Genomic DNA, 19,535 nt, shown 5'->3' on the forward strand with positions numbered 1-19,535 from the left:
GGATGTGCTACTATCCGTTCTTTCTTATATTACTTCTAAATATCCGAAAGTAATGCCTCAGCTAAAACTTATCGTCAGGAAAGTATATCTCTGTATCACATTGGTAATTTTATCTGCACCTAGTTATGGGCAGAACGAAGCTTCCGTTTGGTATTTGGGGAATGGTTATGGCTTAGATTTCAATCAAGGTACGCCGGAAGTTATTAAGGCAGGATCTGATGAGGGATTCCCTACTTATACGTATTCCAATACAGCCGGTCAGGTACTTTTATCGGCCAACCAGCAAGGTATCTTTAATAAAGACGGGAATCTTATTCAGCACGGAGCCTGGGAAGAAACTATTATCAATGAAATTTACATCATCCGGAAGCCGGGTTCCCGATCGCTGTTTTACATTTTTTACGTGGGTGCTACCAGTACCAATAACACATTTATTAACTCAGTGAAGTATAAAACCGTAGACATCACGGCAAATGGAGGATGGGGAGCCGCCTTAGAGGAAGCTAAAACGATTTACTCCACTTTACACGGCTCCTTTACCGTTTCCGCGCTTTGCGCCAATAATACGTACTGGCTGGTAGGCGAAGCCGACCGGAATGTTAGTACTGGCTCCGACCAGTTACTAGCTTTTCGCATAACCGTAGACGGCGTATCGCTTAATCCGGTGCGCTCCGTACCCGTATCCATTGGCAATTCCAGTGGTTTAAAGTTTTCTCCTAAAGGCGATAAAATAGTATTTGGCTATGATGGTAATGGTTTTGAAGGAACGGATGTGGCTAATTTTAATACCGAAACGGGAGAAATAACCAAATCCATCCGGTTGGAGCAAAGAGGCTGGAACGCAGAATTCTCGGCCTCAGGTAACAGAATCTATCTTAGTGGCTTATATAATAACCCCGGGAAAGTATGGCAGTTTGACCTTAGCACGAATGATGCCCAACAAATAATAGCTTCTAAGACACTGGTTTACGCGGGACCAGGGCATTTTGAATCGTTACAGTTGGCTCCCGATGGAAAAATTTACTTAACGCAACCAGATAATAAAAAAGCGCTGGCGGTGATAACTTACCCGGAACGGTTAGGAGCCGCCTGTGCAGTTACTCCTGATGCCATTACGCTGCCCAAAGAGATAGAAGGCCGATTGCCCACTTTTGCCGCTAATTTTTTATCAGACTATACCTTTCAACCCGATGCTGGTCCGGACAAAGAGGTATGTCAAAACCAACAAGTGACGCTGGGAGGCACGAGTAACAATCAATTTACTTACCGCTGGGAACCAGCTAATTACCTCAGCGATCCGACTTCTTATCACCCAACTTTCCAGTATGCCGATACTATTACTAAAAAGATAGAAGTAAATTACACCCTGTACGTAAACGATGGCAGTTGCGTACGGGTGGACGAAGTAGTGGTTTCGGTATTCCCGATCCCGGAAAAAACATCTATAAATGGCAGCCGATCCGTTTGTCCGGGAGTGGAACAAGTAGAGTACACCGTTGTGGCACACGCAGGATACCGTTACCAATGGTCGGTAATGGGGGGGCAGTTGGTAAGCGGGCAAGGTAGTAATGCCGTTAAAGTAAATTGGGGAGCCACAAACGCCCATGCGCAGGTGAAAGTAATAGTACTAAACCAATTTAACTGCGCGAGTGAAGCAACTATATTACCTGTGCGCATTAACGTAGAATTAAAACCAGAAACACCGCAAGGCGCTGATGTAATCTGCCTGAATCAATCAGCCCAAAACGTGTATTCGGTTATCTATACCAATGGCTCGGTATATACCTGGGGTATACAAGGCGGGAAGATAACATCCGGGCAAGGTACCAGCTTAGTAAGCGTTGATTGGATGGGTTTAGGAGAACATAAAATTTGGATTCAAGAAAAAAGTACCACCGTAGACACGATTTGCTTCGGAGTTTCTGATACACTTCGGGTGAAAATTTTTAAAGATTCTACTGCTTTAATGATGCAGAATGTAAGCGTAAGTCTTACCGATGAAAAGCAAGTGGAAGTAACCTGGGCCAGTTCAGATAATGATCGTTTGCAAGGTCCGCTTACTTTGTGGCGCCGGCCATTTGGTACCACCACCTGGACTGTGGTTAGTAACCCTGGCAACTCCCCTTTCACTGATGCTGATATTACAACTGATGCGAGTATCTATGAATATCAAATTGGCGCTTTTAATGGTTGTAATGAATCTATTAAGAGCGACTCTCACCATACCATTCAGCTAAAGGCCGAAGCTCTAGAGAATAACTCCAAAATTACTCTAGCTTGGAATGCCTATGATGGTTGGCCAGACGGGGTGGAACGTTACGAAATTTGGCGCCAATTAGATGATGAATCAGATTTAAAACTGGTTGCCCAGGTTACTCCGGAGAACCTTACCTTTGTTGAACTTTCTGCTACCGCTGGTTTTACGCACCTGTACCGCATTAAAGCGATTGCCCGCAACAGTTCTTTTAGTTCTTGGTCGAACGCGGTAAACCTTTCTTTTTCACATGCACCCTTAATTCCTAATATCATCACTCCCAATGGCGATGGACGGAATGATTTTTTTACCATTCGATATATAGAGCTTTATCCGGACAATCAATTAACCATCTATAACCGGTGGGGACAGCCCGTATGGGAAAAAGAAAAGTATGATAATAGTTGGTCAGCGGCAAACCTAACTGTAGGTACTTACTATTATAACCTATTGCTTCGGAAAACAGGAAAGCAAATAAAAGGATGGGTTGAAGTGGTCCGTTAAAAAAGTAGATACAGCAACTATAGTAAGTAGCTATTTATACAGACATGCCTTTTTATTGCCTACCAGCTAATTGAAAATCTACCTTTAATAGAGTGCTTAAAATATGCTTCGTTTTAAAACTAACAAATGATTAAAGAGCAATTACAGCTTTGATTAAAAACAAAAAACCTGTTCTGTAATAACAGGTTTTTTGTTTTTAATGTTAACACTCTCAATTATTCTAATCCCAGAACCTTACGGTTATAAGCTTCGTCGGAGCCAGTGCCGGCAAAATCATCAAATGCCCGTTCCGTACGGCGAATAATATGCTGCTGAATAAACGGTGCGCCTTCGGCGGCACCATCTTCGGGGTGTTTAATGGCACACTCCCATTCCAACACAGCCCAGCCTTCGTAATTATACTGCGCCAGCTTGCTGAAGATGCCCATAAAATCTACCTGGCCATCGCCTAAAGAACGGAAACGGCCCGGACGATCAATCCAATCCTGGTAGCCGCCGTACACCCCGGAACGGCCAGTTGGGTTAAACTCCGCGTCTTTTACGTGGAACATTTTAATGTGCTCGTGGTAAATATCAATGTATTGCAGATAGTCTAATTGCTGCAGCACAAAGTGGCTCGGATCGTACAATAAATTTACCCGTTTGTGATTACCCGTAGCCGCTAAAAACCGTTCGAACGTAACGCCATCGTGCAAGTCTTCACCGGGGTGAATTTCGTAGCATAAATCTACTCCTACTTCGTCAAAAGCATTTAAGATAGGCCGCCAACGATCTGCTAACTCTTTAAAACCCGTTTCTACTAAACCCGCCGGGCGTTGCGGCCAGGGATAAACAGTATGCCACAACAACGCTCCGGAGAAAGTAGCGTGCGCATTTAAACCTAAGTTCTGGCTAGCCTTAGCCGCGTATTTTAATTGTTGTACCGCCCATTCGGTACGGGCTTTCGGGTTATTACGGTATTCGGCCGGGGCAAAGCCATCAAACATGGCGTCGTAAGCCGGGTGCACCGCTACTAATTGCCCTTGTAAGTGAGTAGATAATTCCGTTATTTCTACCCCAGCGGCTTGGGCTACGCCTTTAAATTCATCGGCGTACGTTTTGCTTTCGGCCAGTTGTTTTAAATCTACAATGCTGCCCGCCCAGGTAGGAATTTGTACACCTTTATAGCCTAAACCAGCGGCCCATTTACAGATGCTTGCAAAAGAATTAAAGGGGGCTTCATCGCCCAAAAACTGCGCTAAAAATATTCCAGGTCCTTTCATGTATGTTTGGTTGATAGTCCATGGACGACAGTCCACAGAGGGGTTAAACAATATACTTAGTCGATAGTCCATAGACCATAGTTTACAAATGTTATTAAGTTATTTAGCCGATAATCGAGGATTCATGGACTATGGTCTATGGACCATCGACTATCGACTAAATAACAAACTTCGTCCATTTCTGGTCAGAGTGGGCCGAAGCCAAACAAGTATCAATAAAAGCTAGGCCACGAATTCCTTCTTCAATACCCGGAAAGTCCATGTAAATAGGATTCGGTTCTTCGCCGTTCATGCGGGCACGTAACGTAATGGCAAAGTTGCGGTATAAATTGGCAAAGGCTTCCAGAAACGCCTCGGGGTGACCGGCCGGTACCCGGATGTGGGCTTTAGTCGCTTCGGATTGTTGCCCAACGCCCGGCCGCAATCTGCGCGCGCCTTCTTCGTTGGTTTTGTAGATAAGCGTATTAGGATCCATTTGCCACCATTGCAAACCGCCAAACTCTCCGTAAACCCGGATGTTTAAATCGTTTTCTTCACCGTTGGCAATCTGGCTGGCGTGCAATACGCCTTTGGCCCCGTTGTCGAACCGCAACAACACGTTACCGTCGTCTTCCAATTTGCGGCCTTCCACAAAAGTGGTCAGGTCGGCGCAAAGCTCGGTAATTTTTAACCCGGTGATGTATTCGGCTAAGTTTTCGGCGTGCGTACCTATGTCGCCCATGCAACCGGCCGCACCGGAACGGGCGGGGTCGGTGCGCCAATCGGCTTGTTTGTTGCCGGTAGCTTCTAATAGTTGCGCCAACCAGCCCTGCGGATATTCCACAATTACCTTCCGGATTTTGCCCAGTTTGCCGCTTTGGACCATGGCCCGGGCTTCTTTCACCATCGGGTAACCGGTGTAATTATGAGTCAGGCAAAACAGCAAACCCGTTTGGTCAATAATTTCTCTTAAATCTAAAGCTTCCTGCAAATTTAAGGTAACCGGCTTATCGCACACCACGTGAAAACCATTTTCTAAAGCCATTTTCGCGGGCGGAAAGTGCATGTGGTTTGGCGTTACAATTGACACAAAGTCCATGCGTTCGCCTTCGGGCAGTTCTTTTTCTTTTTGGATCATTTCCTCAAAATTAGCATATACCCGATCCGGTGGTAAACGTAGCGCTTCGCCCGAAGCTTTCGATTTTTCTGCGTTGCTACTAAAAGCGCCGCAAACTAAATCAATTTCCCCATCCAGAGCGGCTGCCATGCGGTGGACAGCACCAATAAAGGCGTCCTTTCCGCCGCCAATCATGCCCATTCTTAGTTTTCTGTTCATTGTTTACAGTAAGCGTTTATCTAATTTAAACTGGGTTAAGAGCAAATATTTTCTGTTACCCGGAAGGTCATACTTTGTTTCTAAAACTACTAGAAAGATTTAATATTTATTCCTACCCTGCCTTTCAAAAATAATAGTTACTACGGATATTTTCTATTAATAGAAGACTTTGTACCGGAAAAGAAATCAGGAATAATAAAAGTTACAGATGTAAGATTTTACTTGTTATTGTACAATTAACAATAAATAAGAAGATTAACTACACTTGTTACAACAAAGCACTACTTCTATTAAATAAATTGTAAATAAAACGCGCAAGTGGTTATTTCATTTGAAATATTTTAAATTAACCCCCTACTTTACGTCTGTAAAATCGAATCTGGCATCCTTCATCAGCGAATATATTATACCTTAAACTCATGAACCGTAGAAATTTCTTTCAAAAAGGCTTGGCTGCCAGTGCTGCGGTAGCACTAGGATCAGCTGCTCTTACTCCGGAAACCTTGGCTTCTCCTCTGGTTGCTCCCAAACGTAAATTTAAATTGAATTATGCGCCGCATTTCGGGATGTTTAAAAACAGCGCGGGCGACGACGTAGTGGATCAGCTTAAATTTATGGCTGATAATGGCTTTATGGCTCTGGAAGACAACGGCATGATGGGCCGGCCGCCGGCCGAACAAACCAAAATTGGCGAAACGCTAGCTAAATTAGGCATGACCATGGGTGTTTTTGTGGTAGATAAAGGGGGGAACGGTCAAAACACCTTAGCGGCCGGCAAGAAAGAGCACATGGATATTTTCCTGAACGGCTGCAAAAAAGCCGTGGAAACGGCCAAACGGGTGAATGCTAAGTGGATGACGGTAGTACCCGGCGATTTCCACCGGGATATTCCCATCGGCATTCAAACCGGTAATGTAATTGAAGCTTTGCGCCGAGGGGCCGAAATTCTGGAACCCAACAATTTAATAATGGTACTGGAGCCGCTCAGCGATTCGCCCAACCTTTTCCTGCGTAACTCCGACCAAACCTACATGATTTGTAAAGGAGTAAACAGTCCAGCCTGTAAAATCTTGTTCGATATGTACCACATGCAGAAAAACGAAGGCCGTATCATCTACAATCTCGACCAAACCTGGGAAGAAGTAGCCTATATCCAAATTGGGGACGAACCCGGTCGCAAAGAACCTACTACCGGCGAAATGAATTACCGCCGCATTTTCGAGCACATCTATAAAAAAGGGTATAAAGGCGTATTAGGCATGGAGCACGGCAATTCACAGCCGGGGAAAGAAGGCGAAAAAGCGTTAATTAACGCTTACGTAACCTCCGACGATTTTAGCGTTGCCTGATCTGTTTTCTAACTAAAATTTTACTAAATCAACAGCCAACTAATTTATTAAAACTGCCCGAAGAGCTGAAAGGTAATTTTAGTAAATCTGTAAGCTGTTAACCTCTGTTACCTACGCATTGCCCATGAAGAATAAAACAGGTTTTTCCACCTTTCAGGAAAAGCAATCCATTACGAAAAGTAATCCTTTTTTAAGTAAAACCAACGGACGCTTACTTTTAGGAGGTCTCCTGTGCCTGAGTGCCGCCTTTAGTACCAATATTCATAAAATCCGACCGGCCGACGATGATCTTTCAACGGGCTTTGAAGTAGCCAACGGCCTGGAGGTAAAAGCATTCGCCACGGAACCTTCCGTCCGCAATCCTACTAATATGGACATTGATGCCAAAGGCCGGGTTTGGGTGTGCGAAGGCGTAAATTACCGGCCCAAGCTTAACCCCACTAACAAAGGCCAGGAAGAGGGCGACCGCATTTTAATTTTAGAAGATACCGATGGTGATGGAAAAGCGGATAAAGAAAAAGTTTTTTATCAGGGCAACGATGTAAACGCGGCCTTAGGCATTGCGGTGCTGGGTAATAAAGCCATTGTTTCGGTATCGCCGAACGTATTTATATTTACCGACACCGATGGGGATGATAAGGCCGATAAAAAGGAACTATTGTTTACTGGCTTAAGCGGCGAGCAGCACGACCACGCTGTTCACGCTTTTACTTTTGGCCCGGATGGAAAATTATATTTTAACTTTGGGAACGAAGGCAAGCAAATAAAGGACAAAGAAGGTAAACCGTTGGTGGACCGGGAAGGCAACGAAATTGCCGACAATGGCAAACCTTACCGCCAAGGCATGGTTTTCCGCTGCGATATGGACGGTTCTAATATAGAAGTACTGGCCAATAACTTCCGGAACAACTACGAAGTAGCCGTCGATTCGTACGGCACTTTGTGGCAGTCGGATAACGACGACGATGGCAACCGCGGTGTCCGGATTAACTACGTGATGCCTTACGGGAATTATGGTTTCCGGGACCAGATGACGGGAGCCAGCTGGCAATCGCCGCGCACGAACCTGGAAGAAGAAATACCGCTCCGCCACTGGCATTTAAACGACCCCGGCGTAGTACCTAATTTACTGCAAACGGGTGCCGGTTCTCCCACGGGTATGGTAGTATACGAAGGAAATTTACTGCCTGCTACCTTCCAGGGCCAGATGATTCATTCCGATGCGGGTCCTAATGTAGTACGGGCTTACCCGGTACAAAACGACGGGGCGGGTTACAAAGCCGAAATCGTAAATATTTTAAAAACCAAAGAAGACAAATGGTTCCGGCCTTCCGATGTAACCATTGCTCCGGACGGTTCACTCTTCGTCGCCGACTGGTACGATCCGGGCGTTGGAGGTCACCAGGTGGGTGATTTAGTTAAAGGCCGCATTTTCCGGATAGCGCCTCCCGGCACTGCCTACACCGTTCCCAAACTGGACTTATCTACTCCGGCCGGCGCCGCCGAAGCCTTAAAAAGCCCAAATTTGGCTACCCGTTACTTAGCTTACGAAAAGCTGCAGGGCTGGGGCAAGAAATCAGAGAAAGTACTGGCTAAAATGTTTCAATCCGATAGCAATCCGCGTTTCCGGGCCCGGGCTTTATGGCTGTTGAGTAAACTGAATAAAAAAGGCAAAAAATACATGGATGCGGCCGTTAACGATGCCGATGCCAACATCCGGATGGCCGGTTTACGCGCGGCATTAGAACAGAAAATAGATGTAAACCCGATCCTGGCAAAACTAGCCAAGGACTCATCGCCGCAGGTACGCCGGGAAGTAGCCGTCAATTTACGTTTTAATAAATCGCCGGAAGCCGCTCAAATCTGGACCACTTTAGCCAACCAATACGATGGCCAGGATCGCTGGTACCTGGAAGCATTAGGTATTGGGGCAGATTTACAGTGGGATACTTTCTTTGCGGCCTGGCAAAAACAAAGTAACCGCGATGTAGCCAACAAAGCCAATCGCGATATTATCTGGCGGGCCCGCACTCCGGAAGCTTTAAAAATGCTGCCTACTCTTATTACGCAAGCCAATGTAACCGAAAAAGAACGTCCTCGTTATTTCCGGGCTTTTGATTTTTACCCGGAAGATGCTGCCAAACAACAAATATTGCTTGGCTTATTAAACGGCAACAGTCCGCAACAAGCTCAGATAATATCTTTAGCATTGAATCACATCGACGCCAAAAAATACGGTTCCGATCCTAAGGTGCAAAGTGCTTTACGTCGGGGGCTGGAATACGCAAAAGGCCAAAACCAGTTTGTGCAACTGGTAAAACGCTTCGAGTCAAAAGATCAGAATGCCGAATTAGTGCGATTGGCTACCACGCAACCAGAATCGGAAATAGGGGTGGAAGCTTCTAAAATCCTATTACGGACTGGTCCGGACCAGATTATGAAAGTTTTAAACGGCAAAGAAGAAACGGCGCTCGCCATGATTACCGCTATGGGCCGTTACGAAGACAAAAAAGCGCAGGAATTGCTGGAAGACGTAGCCTTAAATGGCAATCGTAGCATAGAAGTTCGTAAACTAGCTTTAAAGAAAATTGGCCGGGGCGGTTCGGGAGAAGCTCGTTTGCTGAACATTGTTAAAAACAACAAATTAAACCCGGAAATGCAGCAGGTGGCCGGTAGTGTTTTATTAAATTCTTACCGCCAGAACATTCGCGAAGAAGCGGCTCAATACCTGAAAACTCCTTCCCGGGAAGGCAAACCTTTACCTCCCATTGATCAGTTAGCCACCTTAACCGGTGATCCGGTAAATGGCAAAGCGGTGTTCTCGCAATCGTGTGTAGCCTGTCACAAGGTTAATGGCGAAGGCACTCCATTTGGTCCGGAGCTTTCCGAGATTGGCAATAAACTCCCCAAAGTAGCCTTGTACAAATCCATCCTGCACCCGGATGCCGGTATTAGTTTTGGCTACGAAGGATATCAGGTCAAATTGAAGGACGGGAACCAGGTAGTAGGTATTATAGCCAGCCAAACCGAAGACAAATTAGATCTGCGCCAACCCGGTGGTTCGGTAACGAGCTATGCCTTAGCTGACATTGCTTCCAAAAAACAAATGGAAAATTCACTAATGCCCTCTAACCTGCAGCAAACCATGAGCGAGCAGGAACTGGTAAACTTAGTAGAATACCTGACTACCTTAAAGAAAGCATCCGCCTCTAATTAGGGGATTCTTATTCAATCTTAAAACTTCCTGGCCTAATACCAAATCGCTTCAAGTAGCTGCCATACCGAAGGAAATAAAACTTGGCGGGTTAGCGCAATTTTTTAAATCAACCTGATGGAAGGTAACTAATATTATTGGGTATAAGTTGATACAAAAAGGATTTACAGCATGAAAGCCAAAGGCGCTTCATTTTTTATTTAGCTGCTTCCGTATTAGTATTATTTGGTTAAGAGCATTTTCTGCTGATGGCGTTGCGTAGGGGTTTGTAATTGCAGGAAATACAGGCCGGCCGGGTTAGGGCCGGCTTGCCAGTGTACCTGGTAAGTTTGGTTTACTTGGGTTTGACCTTGAAACAATGTAGTAATTTCTTTGCCTTGGTTGTCGTATATTTTCAACTGTACCGATTGCGACTGAGGCAAAGTAAAACTTACAGTAATTTTCTCCCGGAACGGATTAGGATAGGCGCTTAAATTTATTATTTCTGCTGGTTCATCTACTAAGGTAGCTTCTCGGGCGGGAGTTACGGCACTGGTCTGGGGGGCTACTTTCACGAGCCAATAATCGGTGCTGCCTTGGCTGGGTTGGGTTCTGTCGCCGCTTACTCCTGAATCCGAACGCCCACCGAGCAGTAAACCACCATCGTAAGTTTGCAACACAGCGTGCAGTTCTTCGGAGCCATTGCCCCCGAAGCGTTGGTCGGCTATTTTCTCCCCTCCGGGAGCCACTTCTACTACCCAGTAATCGCTGGCTCCCTGGTTGGCTTGCGTCTTGTCCCCGCTATTACTCGAAGAAGAAGTGCCCGCTAAAATGTAATTCCCTTCTTCGGTGTAAGTACTGGCCCGCAGTTCATCGTCCTGATTGCCGCCAAAGGTCTTATCCCACAACTTGGTACCTTTTTCATCTAACCTAATTAACCAGTAATCTTTTTCTCCTTTACTTTTCTGGCTCTTGTCGCCTTCTTTGCCCGAACTACTGGTGCCGGCAATAAACAAGTTATCGCCCTGGCTACGCCCTACTGAATAGGCCTCATCCTGGTCGCTACCGCCGTAACTTTTCTCCCAAAGTAAATTACCGTCTTTATCGGTCTTCACGGCCCAGAAATCACTCTTACCTTGACTCGCCTGGCTCTTATCGCCACTGCTGCCGGACGCGGAACTGCCGCCCAGGAAAAAACCGCCGTCTCTCGTTTCCGTAAAGCTGCCTAATGTTTCGTCTAGACGGCCACCATAGCGTTTATCCCAGACCTTATTACCATCGGCACTTATCTTCACCAGCCAGTAATCATGGTTGCCTTGAGAAGCTTGGCTTTTATCACCGCTAACGGGGGAATTGCTCGTGCCACCTACCACGTATTCCCCGGAAGTTAACTGAACTACTTTCTTCAACTCGTCATTCCCCGAACCGCCAAAGGTTTTATCCCACTGCTTCGTGCCTTGTTTATCTATTTTCACGACCCAGTAATCGCGCTCACCTTGGCCGGCTTCTGTTTTGTCTCCGCTCTTACCCGAGCGAGAGGAACCGCCTAAGAGATAGCCCCCATCAGCGGTTTGAATAACGCGGTTCAGATAATCCTCCTGCGTGCCGCCGTAGCTTTTCTCCCAAACCTTTTTGCCGTTCTTATCTGATTTTACAATCCAGTAGTCGTTATTACCTTGGCTGTTCTGGCTCTTGTCGCCACTAACCCCGGAGTTGGTATAGCCTCCCGACAAGTAGCCGCCATCACTGGTCTTAATTACCGAAGTGAAGTTGTCTTTGCCCGTGCCACCGTACCGCGTATCCCATTGGGCGATGTAGGGTTGTTCTTCAGTTAGCTTAATTATCCAGTAATCGAAGCTACCCTTACCAGCAGAAATTCCACTAAATAAATACCCGCCGTCGCTTACTTGCTGTAAAGAAATTAATGCTCCACTTATAATAGTTTCGTCCCAAACTTTCGTGCCATCTGCGTGTAACTTTACTATCCAAGGTCTACCAGATGCTTTTGTTCTATCCCCACTGATGCTGGAAGTAGAAGTACCACCCAAAATATAGCCGCCGTCATTTGTCTGTTGCACCGAGGCTAACACATCATCCCCATCTCCCCCAATAATTTTATCCCATTCTTTAATACCATTCGCTTTTAGCTTTATTATCCAATAATCATTGTTGCTGCTAGTCCTGTCACCTCCAGCTCCTAAAACATAGCCCCCATCACTTGTCGGCTGTACCGAAGATACCTCCCCCACATTAAATGCTTTATCCCAAACTATGGTACCATCCGCTTGTAACTTCACCAGCCAGGCCCCGCCTCTGTTATCTTCGGATTTATCACCGGTTTTGCCGGAAAAAGAAGTGCCACCCAGGATATACCCTCCATCGCTGGTTTGCTGAACGGAGACAAAAATTTCTTCATCATCGCCGCCAAGGGTTTTATCCCAGACTTTAGTACCGGCCGAATTCAGCTTCACTACCCAATAATCGCCGTGATAGAAAGCTTCCTCACTATCCCGGCTAGCTTCGGATTTATCGCCACTAATTCCGGAAACAGAAGTGCCACCCAGAATATATCCCCCATCACGGGTTGGTTGAAGGTAGGTTAATTCATCCTTCTTATTACCGCCAATGGTTTTGTCCCAGGCCTTACTACCATTGGCATTCAGCTTCACTACCCAGTAATCAGCTTCCCCTTTATTGGCTTCGGATTTATCGCCGCTTTTACCCGATTCGGAATACCCCCCTAGAATATAGCCCCCATCACTCGTCTGCCGGACAACATGTAACACATCGTTCGCATTACCCCCAATCGTTTTATCCCAAGCTATGGTTCTATCGGCATTCAGCTTCACTATCCAGTAATCTGTAGTAGGCTCACCGTTACTAACTTCCCCTTTGTTAGCTTCGGATTTATCCCCGCTGATGCCCGAAGCAGAAGTACCACCCAGAATATAGCCGCCATCCGGGGTTGGTTGGACAAAAGAAATAACGTCCTCCTTATCGCCACCAATAATTTTCTCCCATTCTGTTTTAAGCAGCGCCGGTGTTTCCACGAAGAAGGAAAGGGTTGCTTCGGCCGGTTGGTAAGCATCAGTGCCTGCCACAAAGGCTTTTACTAATACGGTACCTAAGCCGATAATCGTTACTATATTATCTTTAATAGTAGCCGGCCCCGAAACAACCCGGAAGGTAACTGGTAAACCCGATGTGGCTGTGGCAGAAATAGCAAAAGGCCCCTCACCTAAAGTTTTAACGGGAATAGAAGCAATAGTTACAAATTGATTTTTACTACCTTTGTTATCCAATTTTATAATCCAGTAATCGCTTCCTCCTTTAGCTGCTTGCGATTTATCGCCGCTTTTACCCGAATTAGACCAGCCGCCTAGAATATAGTTTCCATCACTGGTCTGCTGTAAAGAGGTTAATACATCCGTATCACTGCCACCGCTGGTTTTATCCCATTCTTGGCTCCCATCTGCTTTTAGCTTCACCACCCAGTAATCTTCATAACCTTTAGAAATTTGGGATTTATTACCGCTAATGTCCGAACCAGAATATCCACCTGCAACATAGCCGCCATCACTCGTCTGTTGCACCGAAGCCAACTTATCACTATTACTTCCCCCGATGGTTTTGTCCCATTCTTTGCTGCCATCGGCCTTTAGTTTCACTATCCAATAATCACCGTTGCCTCCTTTAGGTGCTTGCGATTTATCGCCTGATATTTCGGATTGCGAAGTGCCGCCGAGAATATATCCCCCATCATTCGTCTGCTGCCCAGAAGTTAAATTATCATCACTATTTCCCCCAATCGTTTTATCCCATTCTTTGCTACCATCTGCTTTTAGCTTCACTACCCAATAATCAACATCGGTGTAATCACTTTTTTTGTTTTCCGATTTATCACCGCTTATACCGGAAGTAGAAGAGCCGCCCAGAATATAGCCGCCATCACTCGTCTGTTGCAACGAGCTTAACTCATCAGATTCGCTACCTCCAATAGTCTTATCCCATTCTTTGCTGCCGTCCGCTTTTAGCTTTACTATCCAATAATCATAGTTTTCTTCTTCTCCTCTGTAAGCATCCGATTTATCTCCGCGTTTGCCGGAATTAGAAGTCCCGCCTAGGATGTAACCGCCATCACTTGTCTGCATCAATGCGGCCAACATGTCTTGATTATTTCCCCCAATAGTTTTATCCCAAACCTTTTTACCCTTATTATCAATCTTCACTATCCAGTAATTTTGAAAACCTTTATTTGCTTCGGATTTATCACCACTCTTGCCAGATTCAGAATACCCGCCTAGAATATAACCGCCATCACGGGTTGGCAGCACGGTGGCTAAGTGTTCATAACCATTTCCCCCGAAGGTTCTGTCCCAAATTTTTTCACCATTCGCATCTAACTTAACAATCCAATAATCAAACTCACCTTTATTAGTTGTGGTTTTATCGCTGCCAATGCCTGATAACGAAGATCCACCCAGAATATAGCCGCCCTCCTGGGTGGGTTGGATAGAAGCTAATTCATCCAAATTACCGCCCCCAATGGTTTTATCCCAGAGTTTATTTTGGGCCAAAGTAGTGAGGGTGAAAGAGAAATAAAGTAAAAAACAAAGGCTTGGCGCGCACCACGCAGGTACTATTTTCCGGCTTGGATAGCTATGATTAAAAGCAGATAAAAGTGTTTTCATGAGGAAAGATTTAGTGTAAGGGCGGAGAAGTAAATACAAAGGGTTAAGCAGATAAATGAAGGGAGATAATACTGGTAATTAGTAAGAAGGTAAAGCACCCAAATACAAGTAGTTCCTTCTGGTTTTAGTACCTAAGTTAAAGTTATTCTTGATAATATACTAAAGAATCTAAAATGGATTAGCATAAAAAAGCCTGTATAGTTTGCGGGTAGATTTTAGGAATAAAGCAGCTAGCGCTTCGCTTAATTAAAAATCAGAAATTATGAATTAGAAATTCTAGCTTAAAAGAGTTGCAAGCTAGAATAGATGCTAATTTTATTTCTACCAATTAAATTGGACAAATACTAGCGAAAAATAATAAAGAAAACGTAAGTACTCGTTTTACTTTTTACAGGTATGTTTATAAAAAACAAAGCCGGCTAGCATTTTTGCTCTGCTACCCGGCTTGCTTATGAAAGTAGTTTGGCTTACTTCGTTACAAGCAGCTTCTGTTGCTGGCGCAAAGTAGGAGTTTGCAGTTGTAGTAAATACATGCCCGCTGCCTGCTGATTAGCTTGCCACTCAATTTGGTACGGTTGCTTGGCTTGCACCTGCCCCTGGAACAAAGTGGCGACCTGCTTACCTTGCATGTCGTATACTTTTATGGTAGCGGTTTGGCTTTGCAGCAAAGTAAAACTAACAGTAAGCCGTTCTTTGGCCGGATTCGGAGAAGCCGTGAGCAGGTTATACGCTGCTTTAATTATTGGTTCCGTTGCGGGTACGGCCTGCCGGAAAGCGGCGAGTGAATTACTAAGTGGCGCTACTTTTACCAACCAGTAATCCGTACCGCCCTGACTAGACTGGGATCGGTCGCCACTTACGCCGGAAGCGGAGCGGCCGCCCAAGAGCCAGCCGCCATCGCTAGCCGGGAATACGGTGCGTAGTTCTTCGGCTCCGCTGCCGCCAAACCGCTGATCAATCAGGTTCTGGCCTTTCTCATCTACCTGCACCATCCAGTAGTCACTTTCTCCCCGGCTGGCCTGGCTTTTATCGCCCCCGGCATCGGAATAAGAAGTACCCGCCAGAATATAGTTCCCTTCGTCGGTGTACGTACTGGCCTGTAGCTCATCATCCTTTGCGCCCCCGAAAGTTCGGTCCCATACTTTTGCGCCTTGCTGATTTACTTTTACCAACCAGTAATCTTTGCCGCCTTTACTTTCCTGGCTCTTGTCACCGTTTTTACCGGAGTCACTGGTACCGGCCAGGTAGAGGTTATCGCCGTGGCTGCGCCGCACCGAGTAAACTTCATCGTTACCGCTACCGCCAAAGGTTTTTTCCCAAAGTAAGTTGCCGTCTTTATCCGTTTTTACCGCCCAATAATCACTGCCGCCCTGGTTTTCCTGAGTTTTGTCGCCCGTTTTGCCTGACCAGGAACTACCGCCCAGGAAAAAGCCCCCATCTCTGGTGTCGGTGAAGCTGCCTAGCTTGTCTTCTTTGCTGCCCCCATAGTTTTTATCCCAAAGTTTCTCGCCCGTGCTGCTGATCTTGACTAACCAGTAATCCTTATTTCCTTGCCCATCCTGGCTTTTATCGCCGCTCTTGGGCGAATTACTCGTACCGCCCAGCACGTATTCTCCCGAGGCCAGTTGCACTACTTTTACTAGTTCATCCTGACCACTGCCCCCCAGAGTTTTGTCCCATTCGGTATTACCTTGGCCATCTACTTTTACTATCCAATAATCCCGCTCGCCCTGGCCAGCCTCTGACTTGTCGCCACTTTTGCCCGAAAGCGAGGAACCGGCTAATAAGTACCCCCCATCGGCTGTTTGAATAAGACGGTTCAGAAAATCATCGCCACTGCCACCGTAACGTTTATCCCATTCTTTTTGCCCGTTCTTGTCACTCTTTACAATCCAGTAGTCGTTCTCCCCCTGGCTACTTTGGCTCTTATCGCCATTGTTACCGGAAGTGGTGTAACCACCCGCTAAATAACCGCCATCCCGGGTCTTGATTACCGAAGTTAAGTTATCCTGACCACTGCCCCCAAAGCGCATATCCCAAACTGTTTCCAGGGTAACTTCTTCTTTTAACTTTACGATCCAGTAATCATTGCTACCTCTACTCGACTCGCTTTTATCGCCAAAAACTCCCGAAGAAGAAGTTCCCCCTAAAATGTATTCTCCGTTGCCGGTTGGTTGCACCGACACCAATACATCATTATCGTTACCGCCCAAGGTTTTGTCCCAGACTTTGCTGCCATCGGCTTTTAGCTTGATTACCCAATAGTCAAAGTCGGGGGCGCCGCGCGGAATTTGAGTTTTGTCGCCGGAAATAGCAGAAAAAGAATTTCCTCCCAAAATATAGCCCCCATCGCTGGTTTGCCGCACCGAGCTTAACACTTCGCTTTCATTTCCACCCAGGGTTTTATCCCAATCTTTGGTGCCATCGGCTTTTAGCTTTACTACCCAGTAATCGTGTTGGCCTTTAGAAGCCTGACTTTTGTCGCCGCTAATACCCGACCAGGAATAACCGCCCAGGATATAGCCTTCGTCGCTGGTTTGCTGCAAAGAGGTTAAATAATCTTCGTCCGTGCCGCCAATAGTTTTATCCCAGGCTTTGTCGCCGTTAGCCCCCAGTTTTACAATCCAGTAATCGGTGCTGCCAATCCGGGCCTGCGATTTATCACCGCTGATACCGGATAAAGAATAACCGCCCAAAATATACCCGCTATCTTTGGTTTGCTGCAAAGAAGTTAAGACATCTTCGTACCGCCCGCCAATGGTTTGATCCCATTCTTTACTGCCATTTGCCTTTAATTTTACGACCCAGTAATCCGTCAGGCCCTGGGAAGCTTCGGTTTTATTAGCTCCAATGCCGGAAGTAGAATGACCGCCCAGGATATACCCGCCGTCATTGGTTGGCTGCACGGAGGTTAAATAATCTTGGTTTCTGCCGCCAATGGTCTGGTCCCATTCTTTCGTACCATTTGCCTTTAGTTTTACGACCCAGTAATCCCAACTACCTTTAGTGGCCTGCGTTTTATCGCCGCTCACGCCGGATAAAGAATATCCGCCCAGAATATAGCCCCCATCTTGCGTTTGCTGGACAGATTGTAATACATCCTGACTATTTCCCCCAATGGTTTTATCCCATTCTTTACTGCCATCGGCTCTTAATTTCACGATCCAGTAATCCTGGCCGCCTTTACTAGTTGCTGATTTTTCGCCATTTTTGCCGGAGGACGAGCTACCTCCTAAAATATACCCTTTATCGCTGGTTTGCTGGACAGAAGTTAACTGATCGGATGAGTTACCCCCAATGGTTTTATTCCACTGTTTTCTCACCAGGGAAGCCGGTTCTACCAAAAAGGAACGGGTAATGGAAACCGGCAGGAAAATAGTAGTGCCCAGTTGCGCTGCTTTTACGGTAACGGTTCCCAAGCCCGTTAAGATTAACTTATTGCCTTCGCTAATGGTTGCCGGGCCAGATTCCACGGTATACGTTATGGGTAAGCCCGAGCTAGTAGAAGCCTCCAGAATAAGGGGTGGATCGTCCACGTTTTTATAGAGAAGAGGAGCAAAGGTAATTAGCTGGTTCAGGTTAGTACCGCTGTTATCTAGTTTTACCACCCAATAATCGTAACCTCCTTTACTTTTTTCGGATTTATCGCCGTTTTTATTTGTATACGAAAATCCACCCAGCAGGAAATTACCATCCGAGAGCTGCAAAACAGAAGAGAAGTTATCGTCGCCATTGCCGCCAATGGTTTTATCCCAGGCAATGGAACCATCGGTATTTAATTTCACGACCCAGTAATCGTTGCCGCCTTTATTTGCCTGCGTTTTGTTCCCGCTAATACCCGAAGTAGAGTTGCCCCCCAGGATATAACTATCGTCGCTGTTTTGCTGCAAGGAGGTTAAAATATCGTCACTATTGCTGCCAATGGTTTTATCCCACTCTTTGCTGCCATCGGCCTTAAGCTTGACAATCCAATAATCATTGCCACCTTTACTTGCCTGGGTTTTATCCTCGCTTATGCCAGAATTAGAATAGCCGCCTATAATATAGCCGCCGTCGCTGGTTTGCCGCACCGAGGTGGGGATATCCCCATTATCCCCCCCAATGGTTCGATCCCAAGCTTTACTGCCATCGGCATTTAAACCCACCACCCAGTAGTCATAGTTGCCTTTACTATCCTGCGATTTATCGCCGCTAATATTGGCAGCAGAATAGCCAGCCACCACATAACCGCCGTTTTTAGTTTGCCGAATGGAAGTTGCCCAATCATCCTCCCTACTGCCCAAAGTTTTATCCCAGTCTCTACTGCCATCCGCTTTTAATTTTACAATCCAGTAGTCATATCCCCCTTTAGAAGCCTGCGATTTATCTGCGCTAAGACCAGAGGAAGAATGGCCCAGCAAGATGTAACCCCCATCCTGCGTTTGCTGCACGTACTGAAATTCTTCCCAGTTGCTCCCGCCAATGGTTTTATCCCAGACTTTATCTCCTTTCGCATTCAATTTTACAACCCAATAATCCTGACCGCCTTTAGAAGGACTGGATTTATCGCTACTTTTATTTGAGTAAGAAGAGCCACCCAGAATATAGCCCCCATCGCGCGTTTGCTGCACCGAGCGGAAATAATCGTCGCTATTGCCCCCAATGGTTTTATCCCATTCTTTACTGCCATCGGCCTTAAGCTTGACAATCCAATAATCCCAGCCGCCTTTGTTATTTTCTGATTTATCAAAAGTTTTGCTCGAGTAAGACATACCACCCACAATAATCCCCCCATCGCGGGTACTTTGGGAAGAATATAAGTAATCTTCGCTATTGCCCCCAATGGTTTTATCCCAGAGTTTATTCTGGGCGGAAGTGCCCGTTACAAAGCACCAGTTAAGTAACAGGATAGCTCCTAAAACGCGCCACCCAAACGTTTCAGCCCTATACTTTTGAACCAGGCTGAAACCAGATACTACTCTTTTCAT

Annotated in this window: 7 protein-coding genes; 3 read left to right on the top strand and 4 right to left on the bottom strand. The window is 46.0% G+C overall.

The annotated features are described in order from the left end of the window. Positions 1-52: 52 nt before the first annotated feature. The gene (locus AHMF7605_RS17420; protein WP_106931334.1) at positions 53-2,758 is read left to right on the top strand and encodes a T9SS type B sorting domain-containing protein; all 2,706 of its coding nucleotides are present in this window, start codon (positions 53-55) and stop codon (positions 2,756-2,758) included. A gap of 215 nt (positions 2,759-2,973) precedes the next feature. Here AHMF7605_RS17420 and AHMF7605_RS17425 read toward each other — a convergent pair whose 3' ends face one another. Continuing rightward, positions 2,974-4,020, bottom strand: a complete 1,047-nt coding sequence (locus AHMF7605_RS17425; RefSeq protein ID WP_106931335.1) for a sugar phosphate isomerase/epimerase family protein — start codon at positions 4,018-4,020, stop codon at positions 2,974-2,976. Between the two features lie 157 nt (positions 4,021-4,177). After that, positions 4,178-5,317: a Gfo/Idh/MocA family protein gene (locus AHMF7605_RS17430; protein ID WP_106931336.1), complete on the bottom strand. Its 1,140-nt coding sequence runs from the start codon at positions 5,315-5,317 to the stop codon at positions 4,178-4,180. Positions 5,318-5,754: 437 nt separating this feature from the next. Here AHMF7605_RS17430 and AHMF7605_RS17435 point away from each other — a divergent pair, with 437 nt between their 5' ends. Together AHMF7605_RS17435 and AHMF7605_RS17440 are read left to right on the top strand one after the other, a co-directional pair. Next, positions 5,755-6,684: a TIM barrel protein gene (locus AHMF7605_RS17435; protein ID WP_106931337.1), complete on the top strand. Its 930-nt coding sequence runs from the start codon at positions 5,755-5,757 to the stop codon at positions 6,682-6,684. A 124-nt stretch (positions 6,685-6,808) separates the two neighbouring features. Continuing rightward, on the top strand, positions 6,809-9,901 hold the full coding sequence (locus tag AHMF7605_RS17440; protein ID WP_106931338.1) for a PVC-type heme-binding CxxCH protein: 3,093 nt from the start codon (positions 6,809-6,811) through the stop codon (positions 9,899-9,901). Between the two features lie 218 nt (positions 9,902-10,119). Here AHMF7605_RS17440 and AHMF7605_RS17445 read toward each other — a convergent pair whose 3' ends face one another. Both AHMF7605_RS17445 and AHMF7605_RS17450 read right to left on the bottom strand, forming a co-directional pair. Next, positions 10,120-14,568, bottom strand: coding sequence for a T9SS type A sorting domain-containing protein (locus AHMF7605_RS17445; protein ID WP_106931339.1), 4,449 nt, complete (start codon positions 14,566-14,568; stop codon positions 10,120-10,122). 467 nt (positions 14,569-15,035) lie between these two features. Then, a complete protein-coding gene (locus AHMF7605_RS17450; RefSeq protein ID WP_106931340.1) occupies positions 15,036-19,535 on the bottom strand; it encodes a T9SS type A sorting domain-containing protein in 4,500 nt (1,499 codons plus the stop codon).

The sequence above is a fragment of the Adhaeribacter arboris genome (assembly GCF_003023845.1).
GTDB lineage: Bacteria > Bacteroidota > Bacteroidia > Cytophagales > Hymenobacteraceae > Adhaeribacter > Adhaeribacter arboris.